Origin of the sequence: Paenibacillus sp. FSL L8-0708 (genome assembly GCF_038009325.1) — a bacterium.
In the GTDB taxonomy this organism is placed as follows: Bacteria; Bacillota; Bacilli; order Paenibacillales; family Paenibacillaceae; genus Paenibacillus_AQ; species Paenibacillus_AQ odorifer.
This window is the reverse complement of sequence record NZ_JBBPBC010000001.1, coordinates 7003215-7015921: the sequence shown is the minus strand read 5'-3', so window position 1 is coordinate 7015921 and position 12707 is coordinate 7003215. Positions and strand designations below refer to the sequence as shown.

Annotated in this window: 20 protein-coding genes; all 20 read left to right on the top strand. The window is 44.3% G+C overall.

From position 1 onward, the window contains the following. The first annotated feature begins 15 nt into the window (after positions 1–15). The 20 genes from rpsE (at position 16) to sat (ending at position 12698) form a co-directional block, all read left to right on the top strand. The gene (gene rpsE, locus NYE58_RS33035) at positions 16–513 is read left to right on the top strand and encodes a 30S ribosomal protein S5 (protein ID WP_036652980.1); all 498 of its coding nucleotides are present in this window, start codon (positions 16–18) and stop codon (positions 511–513) included. Between the two features lie 14 nt (positions 514–527). After that, positions 528–713: a 50S ribosomal protein L30 gene (rpmD, locus tag NYE58_RS33030; RefSeq protein ID WP_036680567.1), complete on the top strand. Its 186-nt coding sequence runs from the start codon at positions 528–530 to the stop codon at positions 711–713. Positions 714–753: 40 nt separating this feature from the next. Next, positions 754–1194, top strand: a complete 441-nt coding sequence (rplO, locus tag NYE58_RS33025; protein ID WP_036680569.1) for a 50S ribosomal protein L15 — start codon at positions 754–756, stop codon at positions 1192–1194. Beyond that, positions 1194–2492 carry a preprotein translocase subunit SecY gene (gene secY, locus NYE58_RS33020; protein ID WP_340394666.1) on the top strand — a complete coding sequence of 433 codons (1299 nt, stop codon included), beginning with the start codon at positions 1194–1196 and terminating at the stop codon, positions 2490–2492. Before rplO ends, secY begins: the two co-directional genes overlap by 1 nt. Before the next feature lie 96 nt (positions 2493–2588). Then, complete coding sequence (locus NYE58_RS33015; RefSeq protein ID WP_038573451.1) at positions 2589–3233, top strand: adenylate kinase; 645 nt, start codon at positions 2589–2591, stop codon at positions 3231–3233. Between the two features lie 4 nt (positions 3234–3237). Next, the gene (gene map / locus NYE58_RS33010; protein ID WP_038573450.1) at positions 3238–3990 is read left to right on the top strand and encodes a type I methionyl aminopeptidase; all 753 of its coding nucleotides are present in this window, start codon (positions 3238–3240) and stop codon (positions 3988–3990) included. An 11-nt stretch (positions 3991–4001) separates the two neighbouring features. After that, complete coding sequence (locus tag NYE58_RS33005; protein ID WP_036680581.1) at positions 4002–4310, top strand: KOW domain-containing RNA-binding protein; 309 nt, start codon at positions 4002–4004, stop codon at positions 4308–4310. Positions 4311–4312: 2 nt separating this feature from the next. After that, positions 4313–4528 carry a translation initiation factor IF-1 gene (gene infA, locus NYE58_RS33000; RefSeq protein WP_036652996.1) on the top strand — a complete coding sequence of 72 codons (216 nt, stop codon included), beginning with the start codon at positions 4313–4315 and terminating at the stop codon, positions 4526–4528. Between the two features lie 53 nt (positions 4529–4581). Further along, a complete protein-coding gene (rpmJ, locus tag NYE58_RS32995) occupies positions 4582–4695 on the top strand; it encodes a 50S ribosomal protein L36 (RefSeq protein WP_003322638.1) in 114 nt (37 codons plus the stop codon). 19 nt (positions 4696–4714) lie between these two features. Then, complete coding sequence (rpsM, locus tag NYE58_RS32990; RefSeq protein ID WP_036680583.1) at positions 4715–5083, top strand: 30S ribosomal protein S13; 369 nt, start codon at positions 4715–4717, stop codon at positions 5081–5083. 19 nt (positions 5084–5102) lie between these two features. Then, positions 5103–5498: a 30S ribosomal protein S11 gene (gene rpsK / locus NYE58_RS32985; protein WP_019908251.1), complete on the top strand. Its 396-nt coding sequence runs from the start codon at positions 5103–5105 to the stop codon at positions 5496–5498. Between the two features lie 130 nt (positions 5499–5628). Beyond that, positions 5629–6573 carry a DNA-directed RNA polymerase subunit alpha gene (locus NYE58_RS32980; protein ID WP_036680585.1) on the top strand — a complete coding sequence of 315 codons (945 nt, stop codon included), beginning with the start codon at positions 5629–5631 and terminating at the stop codon, positions 6571–6573. A 34-nt stretch (positions 6574–6607) separates the two neighbouring features. Next, positions 6608–6973, top strand: a complete 366-nt coding sequence (rplQ, locus tag NYE58_RS32975) for a 50S ribosomal protein L17 (RefSeq protein ID WP_019908254.1) — start codon at positions 6608–6610, stop codon at positions 6971–6973. 317 nt (positions 6974–7290) lie between these two features. Beyond that, complete coding sequence (truA, locus tag NYE58_RS32970) at positions 7291–8073, top strand: tRNA pseudouridine(38-40) synthase TruA (protein ID WP_036680587.1); 783 nt, start codon at positions 7291–7293, stop codon at positions 8071–8073. Positions 8074–8302: 229 nt separating this feature from the next. Then, positions 8303–8740 carry a 50S ribosomal protein L13 gene (gene rplM / locus NYE58_RS32965; protein ID WP_036680589.1) on the top strand — a complete coding sequence of 146 codons (438 nt, stop codon included), beginning with the start codon at positions 8303–8305 and terminating at the stop codon, positions 8738–8740. A 20-nt stretch (positions 8741–8760) separates the two neighbouring features. Then, entirely contained in the window at positions 8761–9153 is a 393-nt protein-coding gene (gene rpsI, locus NYE58_RS32960) for a 30S ribosomal protein S9 (protein ID WP_025706574.1), read from the top strand. A 196-nt stretch (positions 9154–9349) separates the two neighbouring features. Continuing rightward, positions 9350–9919 carry a matrixin family metalloprotease gene (locus NYE58_RS32955; RefSeq protein ID WP_076194820.1) on the top strand — a complete coding sequence of 190 codons (570 nt, stop codon included), beginning with the start codon at positions 9350–9352 and terminating at the stop codon, positions 9917–9919. 12 nt (positions 9920–9931) lie between these two features. Beyond that, positions 9932–10570 (top strand): hypothetical protein, encoded by a 639-nt coding sequence (locus NYE58_RS32950; protein ID WP_076219352.1) that lies wholly within the window; start codon positions 9932–9934, stop codon positions 10568–10570. 228 nt (positions 10571–10798) lie between these two features. After that, complete coding sequence (locus NYE58_RS32945; RefSeq protein WP_036680616.1) at positions 10799–11491, top strand: phosphoadenylyl-sulfate reductase; 693 nt, start codon at positions 10799–10801, stop codon at positions 11489–11491. 37 nt (positions 11492–11528) lie between these two features. Further along, positions 11529–12698, top strand: coding sequence for a sulfate adenylyltransferase (sat, locus tag NYE58_RS32940; RefSeq protein ID WP_076219353.1), 1170 nt, complete (start codon positions 11529–11531; stop codon positions 12696–12698). The last annotated feature ends 9 nt before the right edge of the window (positions 12699–12707 follow it).

Here is a 12707-nt window from a genome sequence, read left to right as displayed (position 1 = left end):
AAGGAGGTTAACGACTTGCGTGTAGATCCGAACAGTTTAGAACTGACAGAAAGAGTTGTACACATTAACCGTGTTGCAAAAGTTGTAAAAGGCGGACGCCGTTTCAGCTTTAGTGCACTTGTTGTTGTGGGCGACGGCAACGGCTACGTCGGTGCTGGTATCGGTAAAGCCGGCGAAGTTCCGGATGCCATCCGTAAAGGCATTGAAGACGCCAAGAAAAACCTGATTCACATCCCAATCGTAGGAACTTCGATTCCCCATCTCGTTACTGGACACTTCGGCGCAGGACGCGTGTTGCTGAAACCAGCATCAGAGGGTACTGGCGTTATCGCTGGCGGTCCAGTTCGTGCGGTATTGGAATTGGCAGGCGTTGGCGACATTTTGACAAAATCACTGGGTTCTTCGAATTCCATGAACATGGTCAATGCAACTTTGGAGGGACTTTCCCGTCTGAAACGCATTGAAGAGGTCGCGAAACTTCGCGGCAAATCTGTCGAAGAATTGCGCGGTTAAGGAGGGGAACGTCAATGGCAAAATTGCAAATTACCCTCGTACGTAGTGTAATCGGACGTCCAGAAACACAACGTGTTACTGTTAAGACGCTCGGCCTGCGTAAACTCAACACGACAGTGGTTCACAATGACAGTCCTGCAATTCGCGGAATGATCAATAAAGTGAGTCACTTGCTATCTGTAACTGAAATTGAAGGCTAAACGCCTCGCATAAATTAACAAACATAAGGAGGTGCAAACGATGAAGTTACATGAACTTGCTCCAGCTCCTGGTTCCCGCAAAGAACGCAATCGCGTTGGTCGTGGTCCTAGTAGCGGAAATGGTAAAACTTCCGGTCGCGGTCACAAAGGTCAAAACTCACGTTCTGGCGGTGGTGTTCGTCCGGGCTTCGAGGGTGGACAAAATCCGCTCTATCGTCGTCTGCCTAAACGTGGTTTCGTCAATCCTACCCGTAAAGAGTATGCGATTGTGAACCTGGAAGATCTGAATAGCTTTGCAGAAGGAACTGAAGTGACTCCGCAGTTGTTGCTTGAAACTGGTGTTGTCAAGAATTCCAAAAGCGGCATCAAGATTCTCGGCAACGGTGAGTTGACCGTAAAATTGACTGTACAAGCAAATAAGTTCTCTCAATCTGCGGTAGAGAAAATCGAGGCTGCCGGCGGTAAAACCGAGGTGATCTAATGTTCAAGACGCTTAAGAATATCTGGCATGTTGAAGATTTGCGCAAAAAGATCCTGTTTACCTTGTTCATTCTGATTATCTACCGTATCGGTTCGTTTGTTCCGGTTCCTGGTGTGAACAAAGATGTACTGCAAACAGCAAATCAGAGCGGTGACGCTTTGATGGGACTCTTGAACACCTTTTCGGGCGGAGCGCTCAAAAACTTCTCGATATTTGCGATCAGTATTTACCCGTACATTACAGCATCCATCATCGTGCAATTGCTGTCGATGGATGTTGTTCCCAAGTTTGCTGAATGGGCTAAACAAGGGGAGCACGGGAAAAAACAATTGGCGCAAATCACTCGTTACGGTACAGTGATATTAGCCCTGATCCAAGGTTTTGCTACGTCGATAGGGTTTAACCGGATTTATGGAACTCAAATGATGCCGAATGCGACATTTGCTGATTACTTGCTGGTTGCCATTATCTTGACGGCGGGTACTTCTTTCTTGATGTGGCTTGGTGAACAGATTACCGAAAAGGGAATCGGGAACGGGATTTCGATCCTGATTTTTGCGGGAATCGTCGCCGCCATTCCGGGATATATCACAAGTACGGCTAACTCAAGTTTTATTCAGCCGGATCAGGTGTTCCTGAATATTCTTAAAGTCGTTATCGTGCTGATTGTGATTGTAGCGATTATTACAGCAGTTATCTTCGTACAGCAAGGTATTCGGAAGATTCCTGTTCAATACGCTAAACGCGTAGTCGGCAATAAAATGTACGGTGGACAGAATACACATATCCCATTGAAAATTAATGCGGCAGGTGTAATTCCGGTAATCTTCGCCGTATCATTGCTTCAGTTCCCAGTTGTTCTCTCCAGTTTCTGGTCAACACATGCCTGGGCTCAATGGATTGCTAAGTATTTAGCAACCGATGCTCCACTTGGTATGCTTCTGTATGTAGTGATGATCATTGGGTTCACGTTCTTCTATACGTTCGTGCAGATGAATCCTCAGCAGATGGCTGATAACATGAAGAAGAATGGTGGGTACATTCCAGGTATCCGTCCTGGTAAAGCTACAGAGAAATATCTGACTAGAGTAATGTCTCGTCTGACTATGTCTGGCGCGCTATTCCTAGCTCTGATCTCTGTTTTGCCGATGTTCTTCGGTGCTATATCTGGATTGCCTAAAGAAGTTCGAATTGGCGGTACTGCACTGCTAATCGTAATCGGTGTGGCATTGGATACTATGAAGCAGATCGAGAGCCAATTGATCAAACGCCATTACAAAGGCTTCATCAATAAATAGGTGATAGGTTCCGGTGAAGCTTAAGTTTTTATTCTTCCCGGCACCTATTATGCTGTTTCTTGCTTGGTGGCGAACTTTTGGGGGGAGAGAGAAATCGTGAACATTTTATTCATGGGCCCTCCTGGGGCAGGCAAGGGAACACAAGCGGCAGAAATCGTTAAAGAATTTGGTATTCCTCATATTTCGACAGGAGATGCTTTCCGTTTGGCAATCAAACAGGAAACTCCGGTAGGATTGAAGGCCAAATCATTTATAGATCAAGGTTTGCTTGTACCAGATGATGTGACCATTGGGATAGTCGAAGAACGGTTGCAGCAGTCCGATTGCGAAAAAGGATTTCTATTGGATGGTTTTCCAAGAACTCTTTCGCAAGCGGAAGCGCTGGATGATATTCTTAGCCGTTTGAACACTTCTTTGGATCATGTCATCAACTTGAATGTTGACCGTGGATTGCTAATGGCGCGTCTTACTGGACGTCGTATCTGCAGCGTTTGCGGAGCATCCTACCATTTAATCTTCAACCCGCCGAAGCAAGATGGCATTTGCGACATTGATGGCGGTGAATTATATCAACGTCCGGATGACAACGAAGAAAGTGTAGGCAAGCGCCTGGATGAGTATGATAATAAAACAGCGCCGCTGCTTGCGTTTTATGATAATAAAGGTCTTTTGCGTCAGGTAAACGGGGAAAACGAAATTAATGTCGTTACTTCTGAAATCGTGTCTTTAATGCGGGGTTAATGTAATGATCATTTGTAAATCCGAACAGGAACTTGCCTTTATGAGGGAAGCTGGTCGAATTGTTGCCGAGAGTCACCGTCTTATTGCTCAGGCCATCGAGCCTGGCATTACTACGGGCGAGCTCGACAGAATCGCCGATCAATACATTCGCAGTCAAGATGCTGTGCCGTCTTTCAAAGGCTACAACGGTTTTCCTGCCAGCATTTGCGCTTCAGTCAACGAACAATTGGTGCATGGATTTCCAGGTAAACGTAAACTGATCGAAGGCGATATTGTTACGCTGGATATCGGTGCAGAGTACCGCGGTTATCACGGTGATTCCGCCTGGACCTACGGTGTGGGCAGCATTTCCGAAGAGGCTCAGCGTTTGCTGGACGTTACGGAAGGCTCCTTGTACGCGGGACTGGCGTTAGTTAAGCCGGATGTGCGCTTGTTTACAATCTCCCATGCTATTCAGCAATACATCGAAGAGGCTGGTTTCTCAGTCGTACGTGAGTATGTTGGTCATGGTATTGGGGCAAAACTGCATGAAGAACCGCAAATTCCGAATTATGGCATAGCGGACCGCGGACCACGTCTGAAACCGGGTATGGTGCTCGCGATTGAGCCGATGGTAAACGCAGGAAAGAGACATGTCAGAACACTGGAAGATAACTGGACTGTCGTTACGGTTGATGGCTCACTATGTGCTCACTTCGAGCATACAGTAGCAGTTACTCCGGACGGCATGGAAATTTTCACAAAACTGAATGCGTAGGTGATCTCCACTTGAATACTGTGAGCAGCCCGCAGGTTGGTCAATTAGTGAGAATTCTCAAAGGCAAAGATGCCGGAGAGGCAGCCGTTGTTATCGCAGTTGTTGATAGCAGATTTGTATACATTGCAGATGGAGACAAACGTAAGTTTGATGGGCCAAAGAAGAAGAATATTCTTCATCTTGAGCTCATACCCTTCATCAGCAGTGAGGTTGTGGACAGTTTGAAGGAAACTGGGCGGGTAACAAACGGAAAGCTGCGATTCGCAGTTATGAAGTATGCTGGACCCACCGGAATAAGTGCTGATGAGAAAGGAGACTAACTGTGGCTAAGGAAGATGTCATTGAAGTAGAAGGTACTGTCCTTGAACCGTTGCCAAACGCAACGTTTAAGGTTGAGCTTGAGAACGGTCATCAAATACTTGCCCATGTATCCGGTAAATTGCGGATGCACTTTATCCGTATTTTGACCGGAGACAAAGTGGTCGTGCAGTTATCGCCTTATGATTTATCAAAAGGTCGTATAACTTACCGTAAATAGATGGGAACTACGAAAAAAGTTTTGCTTCGCAAAACTTTGAGGAGGTAATTAACATGAAGGTAAGACCTTCTGTAAAGCCCATTTGCGAGAAATGTAAAGTAATCCGCCGCAAAGGGACTGTTATGGTGATTTGCGAAAATCCGAAACACAAACAAAAACAAGGTTAAGAAGGGGGTGTAGCGTAAAATGGCTCGTATAGCTGGAGTGGATTTGCCACGTGACAAACGCGTTGAGATCGCCTTGACTTATATTTTCGGAATCGGTAAAACGACTTCTCAGAAAATTCTTAATGAAACAGGCATTAGCGCTAATACACGTGTCCGTGATTTGACGGAAGATGAAGTCAGCAAACTGCGTGAAACGATCGACAAAACGGTTAAGGTTGAAGGTGACCTGCGTCGTGAAATTTCCTTAAATATTAAACGTCTTACTGAGATCGGCTGTTACCGCGGTGTTCGCCACCGTCGTGGATTGCCTGTTCGCGGTCAACGTACTAAAACGAATGCCCGTACCCGGAAAGGCCCGCGTCGTACGGTAGCAAACAAAAAGAAATAATAAGGGGGGATAAGAGACAATGGCTAAACCGAAAAAAGTCGTACGTACCAAACGTCGCGACCGTAAAAATATCGAATCCGGCGTGGCACATATTCGTTCCACGTTCAACAACACCATCGTTACCATCACGGATCCTCACGGAAATGCAATTTCCTGGGCAAGCTCCGGCGGCCAAGGATTTAAAGGTTCCCGTAAGTCCACTCCATTCGCAGCGCAAATGGCAGCTGAATCAGCAGCTAAAGCAGCTATGGAGCACGGCATGAAGTCGGTTGAGGTTATGGTTAAAGGACCGGGCGCGGGCCGCGAAGCAGCCATCCGTTCCCTTCAAGCTGCAGGGCTTGAAGTTAACCTTATTAAAGACGTAACTCCGGTTCCTCACAATGGATGCCGTCCGCCTAAGCGTCGTCGCGTATAGTGAAATCAGTATTGTGAATGTGGTATAATTCTGACGCATCTGCTAATAATAGGTGTTTAGGCATACTACATGATGCACCTGATGGGGTGACAGTTTCATATAGGAGCGACGTTGAAGGAGGGGTAAACTCGTGATAGAAATCGAAAAGCCGAAGATTGAGACCGTAGAAGCTAATGATGAAGGTACCTATGGGAAATTCGTAGTTGAACCGCTGGAACGTGGGTATGGCACGACTCTGGGGAACTCGCTTCGCCGGATATTGCTTTCTTCGCTTCCAGGAGCCGCAGTGACTTCGGTCCAAATTGACGGCGTTCTGCATGAGTTCTCGACCGTTCCAGGCGTAATGGAAGATGTGACGGAAATCATTCTGAACCTTAAAGCCTTGTCTCTGAAGATTCATTCAGACGAGGAAAAAGTGTTCGAGATTGATGCTGAAGGGGAAGGCATCGTTACCGCAGGTGATATCCGTGCGGACAGCGATGTTGAGATCCTCAATCCGGATCTTCACATTGCAACGCTGGGACCTGGTGCGAGACTTCATATGCGTATTTTTGCAGGCCGTGGTCGCGGCTATGTCCAAGCGGACCGGAACAAACGTGACGATCAGCCAATTGGTGTTATTCCAGTTGACTCCATCTACACTCCAATTTCACGCGTTAACTACGGCATAGACAATACACGTGTTGGTCAAGTGACTAACTATGACAAATTGACGCTTGAAATTTGGACGGATGGAAGTATCAGACCGGAAGAGGCTGTAAGCCTCGGAGCCAAAATTTTGAACGAGCACCTCGTTCTGTTCGTAGGTCTTACGGACGAAGCGAAAGACGCCGAAATTATGGTTGAAAAAGAAGAAGACAAAAAAGAAAAAGTACTTGAGATGACAATCGAAGAGCTTGATCTTTCTGTTCGTTCCTACAACTGCCTCAAACGTGCTGGTATTAATACCGTACAAGAGCTTACCACGAAGACTGAAGAAGATATGATGAAGGTGCGTAACCTTGGTCGCAAATCTTTGGAAGAAGTTCAGGAAAAGCTTGAGGAACTTGGTTTGGGTCTCCGCACAGAAGAATAGCTGCAGATTGCTTTAGTAAAGGAGGGAAAACACAATGGCATACCAAAAATTGGGCCGTGATTCCAGTGCGCGTAAAGCGTTATTTCGCGACATGGTAACGGATCTGTTTTTATACGAGCGCATCCAAACAACGGAAGCTAAAGCGAAAGAAGTTCGTTCTATCGCTGAAAAGCTGATCACTAAAGCTAAAAAAGGTGATCTTCATGCTCGTCGTCAAGTAGCTGCATTTGTTCGCCGCGAGACTGTTGATGGTGAACAAGATGCAATTCAAAAATTGTTCTCTGACATTGCTCCTCGTTACACTGAGCGTCCAGGTGGATACACTCGTATCCTTAAACTAGGACCTCGTCGTGGCGACGCTGCGCCTATGGTTTATCTTGAATTGGTAGACCGCGCGTAGTATCACAAGTATTGATTTCCGATGCTTCCCTTTCATCCAGCCCTCTTTGGAGTAAAGATGGGGGAAATATCAGCGTTATTGTGCTGCAGAGGCGCAAGACTCTGCTGTACTAATAACCGTGGGAATCACCTTGGTTCAATTGAAGGAGCTCCCGCAGGGGCTCTTTTTTTTGAAATTAAGGATCCTATAGGACTTGTAGTTCTATATATGAAAAATGGATGCCGTCCTACTAGGGACGGCGAAGCCATTTCTTCAAATAGAAGATCAGACAGTGCTTCGATCGACGTTCTGCTGACCGGTTTAAAAAGGAGAACGGAATGCGTAATCTATTGATGAAGGTCAATTATGACGGAACGAATTATGATGGCTTTCAGACCCAGCCTCAGGGCAATACGATTCAGGATCGGCTGGAGCAAGCCATACTCCATCTGACAGGTGAGAAGCTTAAGATTACTGCTTCAGGCCGCACAGATGCCGGAGTACATGCCTATGGCCAGCCTTTTAACTTTACAACCTCCTCTCGAATCCCAACTGAACGTTGGTGTCTAGCGCTTAATGCCCGGCTGCCACAAGACATCGTGGTTACAGAGGCTAGGGAAGTTCCGCTAACGTTTCACTCTCGTAGAGGGGCTAAGCGTAAAACTTACCGATACACGATCAATGGCAACAGGTTTCCAGATCCGTTTCAGCGGCGCTGGCAGCTTCACCATCCAGTGAAGTTGGATATTCCTGCGATGCAGCAAGGCTTAACGCAAATTATAGGGACACATGACTTCACTTCGTTTGCATCACGACGGTCTACGAAGACTTCTCATGTACGAACGATCTTTGAAGCTCATATGGAAGTAGACCGCAGTATGTGCCGACCCTCTTCATCAGATCAAGGAGTTATCCATACTTATATAACGGGTAGTGGATTTCTTCAGCACATGGTTCGCATTATTATGGGGACTTTGATCCATGTGGGGGAAGGTAAAATACCTGCTGATAAGGTTGCTGAAATATTGGCAGCATGTGATCGATCACATGCCGGTCCAACAGCTGTGGCCATGGGGTTAGCTTTGTGGAGTGTTGAATATGACGAGATTGAAAGTGAATAGTTTTTTCTATAAATTTCTTCCTGATTAATAGGTTAAATGTTTAAAAATCACTTGCACTTGTTATGTTTATACTGTAATATAAAAGTTGTGTTTTCTTGATGGCTATCCCACAGCCCCGATCGAGAAAATGCCAAAAAAATGCTTTGCTTAACTCACATAATCGTAATTCAATGAGAAACAAGATATACGAAACAGAAGATTTTCGTACGAGAACAAGGAGGAAACATTCATGCGTACCACCTATATGGCGAAGCCGAACGAAGTTGAACGCAATTGGCACATTATTGATGCCGAAGGCAAAACACTCGGTCGTTTGGCCAGCGAAGCCGCTGCTTTGATCCGTGGCAAACACAAACCGCAATTCACTCCACACGTTGATACAGGAGATTTCGTTATCGTTATCAACGCTGAGAAAATTCACTTGACCGGTAAGAAATTGCAAAACAAAAAATACTACCGTCACTCGATGCACCCAGGTGGTTTGAAAGTTACTAATGCTGAAACTCTGCTGAATACTAAACCAGAACGCGTAATTGAATTCGCGGTTCATGGTATGATTCCTAAGACTCGTCAAGGGGACCACATGAAGCTGAGATTGAAAGTATATGCAGGCGCCGAGCATCCACATGCAGCACAAAAACCTGAAGTTTACGAACTTCGCGGATAAGAATAGAGGAGGACAGTTTCATGGCACAAGTACAATACTATGGGACAGGTCGTCGTAAACATTCGGTAGCACGTGTTCGCCTTGTACCGGGTGAAGGACGCATTGTCATTAACAAACGTGAGATGGACGAATATTTCGGTGTGGAAACACTGAAAATGATCGTAAAACAACCTTTGAACCTGACTGAAACACTTGGCAACTACGATGTAATCGTTCTTGCACATGGTGGCGGCATTTCCGGTCAAGCTGGAGCAATTCGTCACGGTATCTCCCGTGCATTGCTTAAAGTTGACCCTGAATATCGCGGTGCATTGAAGAAAGCCGGTTTCCTGACTCGTGACCCACGTATGAAGGAACGTAAGAAATACGGCTTGAAGGCTGCACGTCGTGCGCCTCAGTTCTCGAAACGTTAATATTTACAGAATTCAACCCTTGGCCTTATGGCCGAGGGTTTTATTTTTTATATCAGAACAGAATCATATTTAGAGCTGTGTTTCAAACTAACCTATTTCTTTCGGGAATAGGTTTTTTTATTAATATTTTTTTATTTAATCATAGAAACTTTTTCCAATTATAGGCGTTTAAGGTTATAAAGGAGGAGTTGAATTTATGGAAATTGAGAGTTCTTTGAGTAAGAGGAAATTTATTTTGTCTTCAATCGTTCTAATGGTTGTTGCTTCAATTTTTATCTCTCAGGTAGATGCTTATGTACTTCGCGGAAATAGAGTGGATAGACCTAACCAAGTTAAATATTGGCTTGATGCCTCTATATCTTCAATTGGCTACAATGCCGCTGCCATACATGGAAGTACAGCGTGGAATGGTCTTACTGCTGGTAGACTGTCTATTAACGTTACTTCAACAACTTCAGCCTCTGCTGCTGACGTAAAGTGGTACGCTTCGTCAGAAACAAATGATCTTGGACAATTTTATGCGCAAACCTCTACTTCAGGTACACTAACCTCTACATCAATCGTTAGAATTAACACGGTAAGATTCAAGACAGTAGATGGAAATAGACAAAAAGAAACCACTGCTCATGAAATGGGACATGTACTAGGCTTAACTCATGAAGATACAGTTCCGTCCATTATGCTTTCTGGACCAGCTTGGTTATATGGAACTTACCCAGTACAAGATGATAAAGATGGTATAGCGCATATTTACCAATTTGATTAAGGGGGTCAATATATGAAAAAACAAAATAAGTTTCTTTCAATAGGTGTGTTGGCTTTCGTATTGGTTGTCGGTGCTGCAGGATTCATTAACAATAACAAAGCTGTAAAGGGAGATAATTCTCCTGCATTTATCAGTTCTGAAGCAAAAGTTATTGGTTATCGTGATTTTAATGAGCTAGACAACACGGCTGAATTGATACTGAAAGGCACAAAAGCTAAAGTCATAAATACATTTATCGATAAAAATGAATTTGGTGAAACGATTGATTATCATACGCAATCTGCAATAAAGATTAATCAGATTTTCAAATCTGATAATCAAGATATTGTAGAGGGCTCTGAAGTTACAGTGCAAGAAAATGGAGCTATCGAAACAACAGAAGATGGAACATTGATCTATGGAATTGAAGGTTATCAGTTAATGAATGAAAATGAAGAGTATTTATTATTCTTAGATAAAAGTTTAACCGATCCTAATGTTTATTTTGTTAAAGGAGTTTACTACGGTAAAATTCCTTTGAGTGAACCCAAAGTGAATAAGATATTGGAACAGTCTGAGGAAGAGTCTTCTCAAGATTTAGAAATCTATGGTGAGTATCCTGAAGCGTTAAATACTATATTTAAAGAAGCCTTAGAAAAATACGGGAGATAAAAAAGCACATAAGAAACCTTTAACCTTTATGGTTAAGGGTTTTTCTTGTTTAGCCCCTTTCCACAAGAAATGGGCTTTTTTTGCATCTATTTACTAATTCTAACGGATGAAACGCATTGACTTCCTCAGTAAAAGTTATATACTATTTCATATAGAATTAGTTGGTTTTATTACTTCTTTTACCTCATTTATTCATACGATTAATATTTTGGATGGAGGAATACCTTAATGAACCTGCTCGAGAAAGAGGATTTAATCAAAGTTAAGGCCGAAGAATTAGAAACTGCTTCACCCGAGGAAATTATCCGCTGGGCTGTAGAAACATTTCCTAACATTACTTTTGCCTGCAGCTTTGGTGCCGAAGATGTAGTGCTAGTTGATATGCTTCACAAAGTTAGTCCGTCTACAGACGTCTTTTATCTCGATACAGATTATCATTTTAAGGAAACCTATGAGACCCGAGATTTGATGGCAGATAAATACGGGCTGGAGTTCGTACGAGTGTCTCCACAAATCACTCCGCAGGAGCAAGCACTTCAACACGGTGATGCGTTATGGACAGTAGATCCTAACCAATGCTGTGGGATTCGTAAAGTAGAGCCGCTGACTCGTATCCTATCTCAATATGAAGCTTGGATTACAGGCATTCGTCGTGACCAAGCCCCTACCCGTGCTAATGCCAAAAAGGTTGAGTATGATTATAAATTTGGTTTGGTTAAGTTTAATCCAATTGCAGATTGGACAACCGAGGATGTATGGAACTATATTCGTGAAAATGATGTAATTTATAACCCTCTACATGACCGTAACTATCCAAGTATCGGCTGTGAGCAATGTACACGTCAGGTTATGCCTGGTGAAGATCCGCGTGCTGGACGTTGGGCTGGATCAGAGAAGACTGAGTGCGGATTACACAAGTAAGACCTATCCCCGTGAGAACACAGAAGGAGAGACGATAATGACTTCAATACGTCCGCATGGCGGAACATTAGTTAACCGTGTAGTAGAGGGTACAGAAAGAGAAGAATTGCTGCAGCTTGCACGTGAATATAAGACGCTTGCCGTGAACACCTGGACTTTATCTGATTTGGATCTAATAGCGGTAGGTGCATTTTCTCCACTGACTGGATTTTTGAATGAACAAGATTATCACTCCGTAGTCAAAAACATGCGTTTAGCAGATGGCACAGTGTGGAGCATTCCAATAACACTTGCTGTAGAAGAGGATGTGGCCTCTGGTTTAGCTATTGGAGACAAGGTATCTCTAATCGGTGAAGAGGATGGCGAGATCTACGGTTTTTTGGATATTGAGAGTATTTATACGGTTGATCAAAACCTTGAAGCGCAAAATGTATTCAAAACAACAGACCCTGAACATCCAGGAGTAAGTAAGCTGTTGGCCCGCCCGGCTACCTATGTAGGAGGACCAATTACAGTGCTGAATAGACCACAGCCAGAAAAGTTCGGAGAATTTTATTTTGACCCTTCAGCTACACGTAAGATATTTGCAGACAAAGGCTGGAGAACAGTTGTAGGCTTCCAGACGCGTAACCCTGTTCATCGTGCACATGAATATATTCAGAAGTGCGCTATGGAGGTTGTAGACGCTCTGTTCTTAAACCCGCTAGTGGGTGAGACGAAGTCTGATGATGTTCCGGCAAATGTACGAATGAAGAGCTACCTGGCGCTTTTGGAGAATTATTATCCTGAGGATCGTACCTTTCTAGGTGTTTTCCCGGCGGCCATGCGTTATGCTGGTCCGAGAGAAGCGATTTTTCATGCTATGGTTCGCAAAAATTACGGCTGCACCCATTTTATTGTCGGACGTGACCATGCGGGCGTAGGTGATTACTACGGAACTTATGAAGCGCAAGAAATTTTCGCGAATTTCACCGCTGAGGAACTTGATATTACTCCATTATTTTTTGAACACAGCTTCTTCTGTAAAAAATGCGGAAATATGGCTTCCAGTAAAACCTGCCCACATCCTGGCGATGATCATATGACTTTGTCGGGTACAAAAGTACGGGCTTTGCTTCGGGAGGGTCAATGTCCGCCTCCTGAATTTACGCGACCTGAGGTTGCGCAGATTCTAATTGAAGGCATGACTCAAGAAGTAACAGCTTAATCATCGTTA

Excerpts from the sequence above, each read along its gene's own strand:
- rpmD (WP_036680567.1), top strand. The coding sequence starts at position 528 with ATGGCAAAATTGCAAATTACCCTCGTACGTAGTGTAATCGGACGTCCA.
- rplO (WP_036680569.1), top strand. The coding sequence starts at position 754 with ATGAAGTTACATGAACTTGCTCCAGCTCCTGGTTCCCGCAAAGAACGC.
- secY (WP_340394666.1), top strand. The coding sequence starts at position 1,194 with ATGTTCAAGACGCTTAAGAATATCTGGCATGTTGAAGATTTGCGCAAA.
- map (WP_038573450.1), top strand. The coding sequence starts at position 3,238 with ATGATCATTTGTAAATCCGAACAGGAACTTGCCTTTATGAGGGAAGCT.
- rpmJ (WP_003322638.1), top strand. The coding sequence starts at position 4,582 with ATGAAGGTAAGACCTTCTGTAAAGCCCATTTGCGAGAAATGTAAAGTA.
- rpsM (WP_036680583.1), top strand. The coding sequence starts at position 4,715 with ATGGCTCGTATAGCTGGAGTGGATTTGCCACGTGACAAACGCGTTGAG.
- rpsK (WP_019908251.1), top strand. The coding sequence starts at position 5,103 with ATGGCTAAACCGAAAAAAGTCGTACGTACCAAACGTCGCGACCGTAAA.
- rplQ (WP_019908254.1), top strand. The coding sequence starts at position 6,608 with ATGGCATACCAAAAATTGGGCCGTGATTCCAGTGCGCGTAAAGCGTTA.
- truA (WP_036680587.1), top strand. The coding sequence starts at position 7,291 with ATGCGTAATCTATTGATGAAGGTCAATTATGACGGAACGAATTATGAT.
- rplM (WP_036680589.1), top strand. The coding sequence starts at position 8,303 with ATGCGTACCACCTATATGGCGAAGCCGAACGAAGTTGAACGCAATTGG.
- rpsI (WP_025706574.1), top strand. The coding sequence starts at position 8,761 with ATGGCACAAGTACAATACTATGGGACAGGTCGTCGTAAACATTCGGTA.
- NYE58_RS32955 (WP_076194820.1), top strand. The coding sequence starts at position 9,350 with ATGGAAATTGAGAGTTCTTTGAGTAAGAGGAAATTTATTTTGTCTTCA.
- NYE58_RS32950 (WP_076219352.1), top strand. The coding sequence starts at position 9,932 with ATGAAAAAACAAAATAAGTTTCTTTCAATAGGTGTGTTGGCTTTCGTA.
- NYE58_RS32945 (WP_036680616.1), top strand. The coding sequence starts at position 10,799 with ATGAACCTGCTCGAGAAAGAGGATTTAATCAAAGTTAAGGCCGAAGAA.
- sat (WP_076219353.1), top strand. The coding sequence starts at position 11,529 with ATGACTTCAATACGTCCGCATGGCGGAACATTAGTTAACCGTGTAGTA.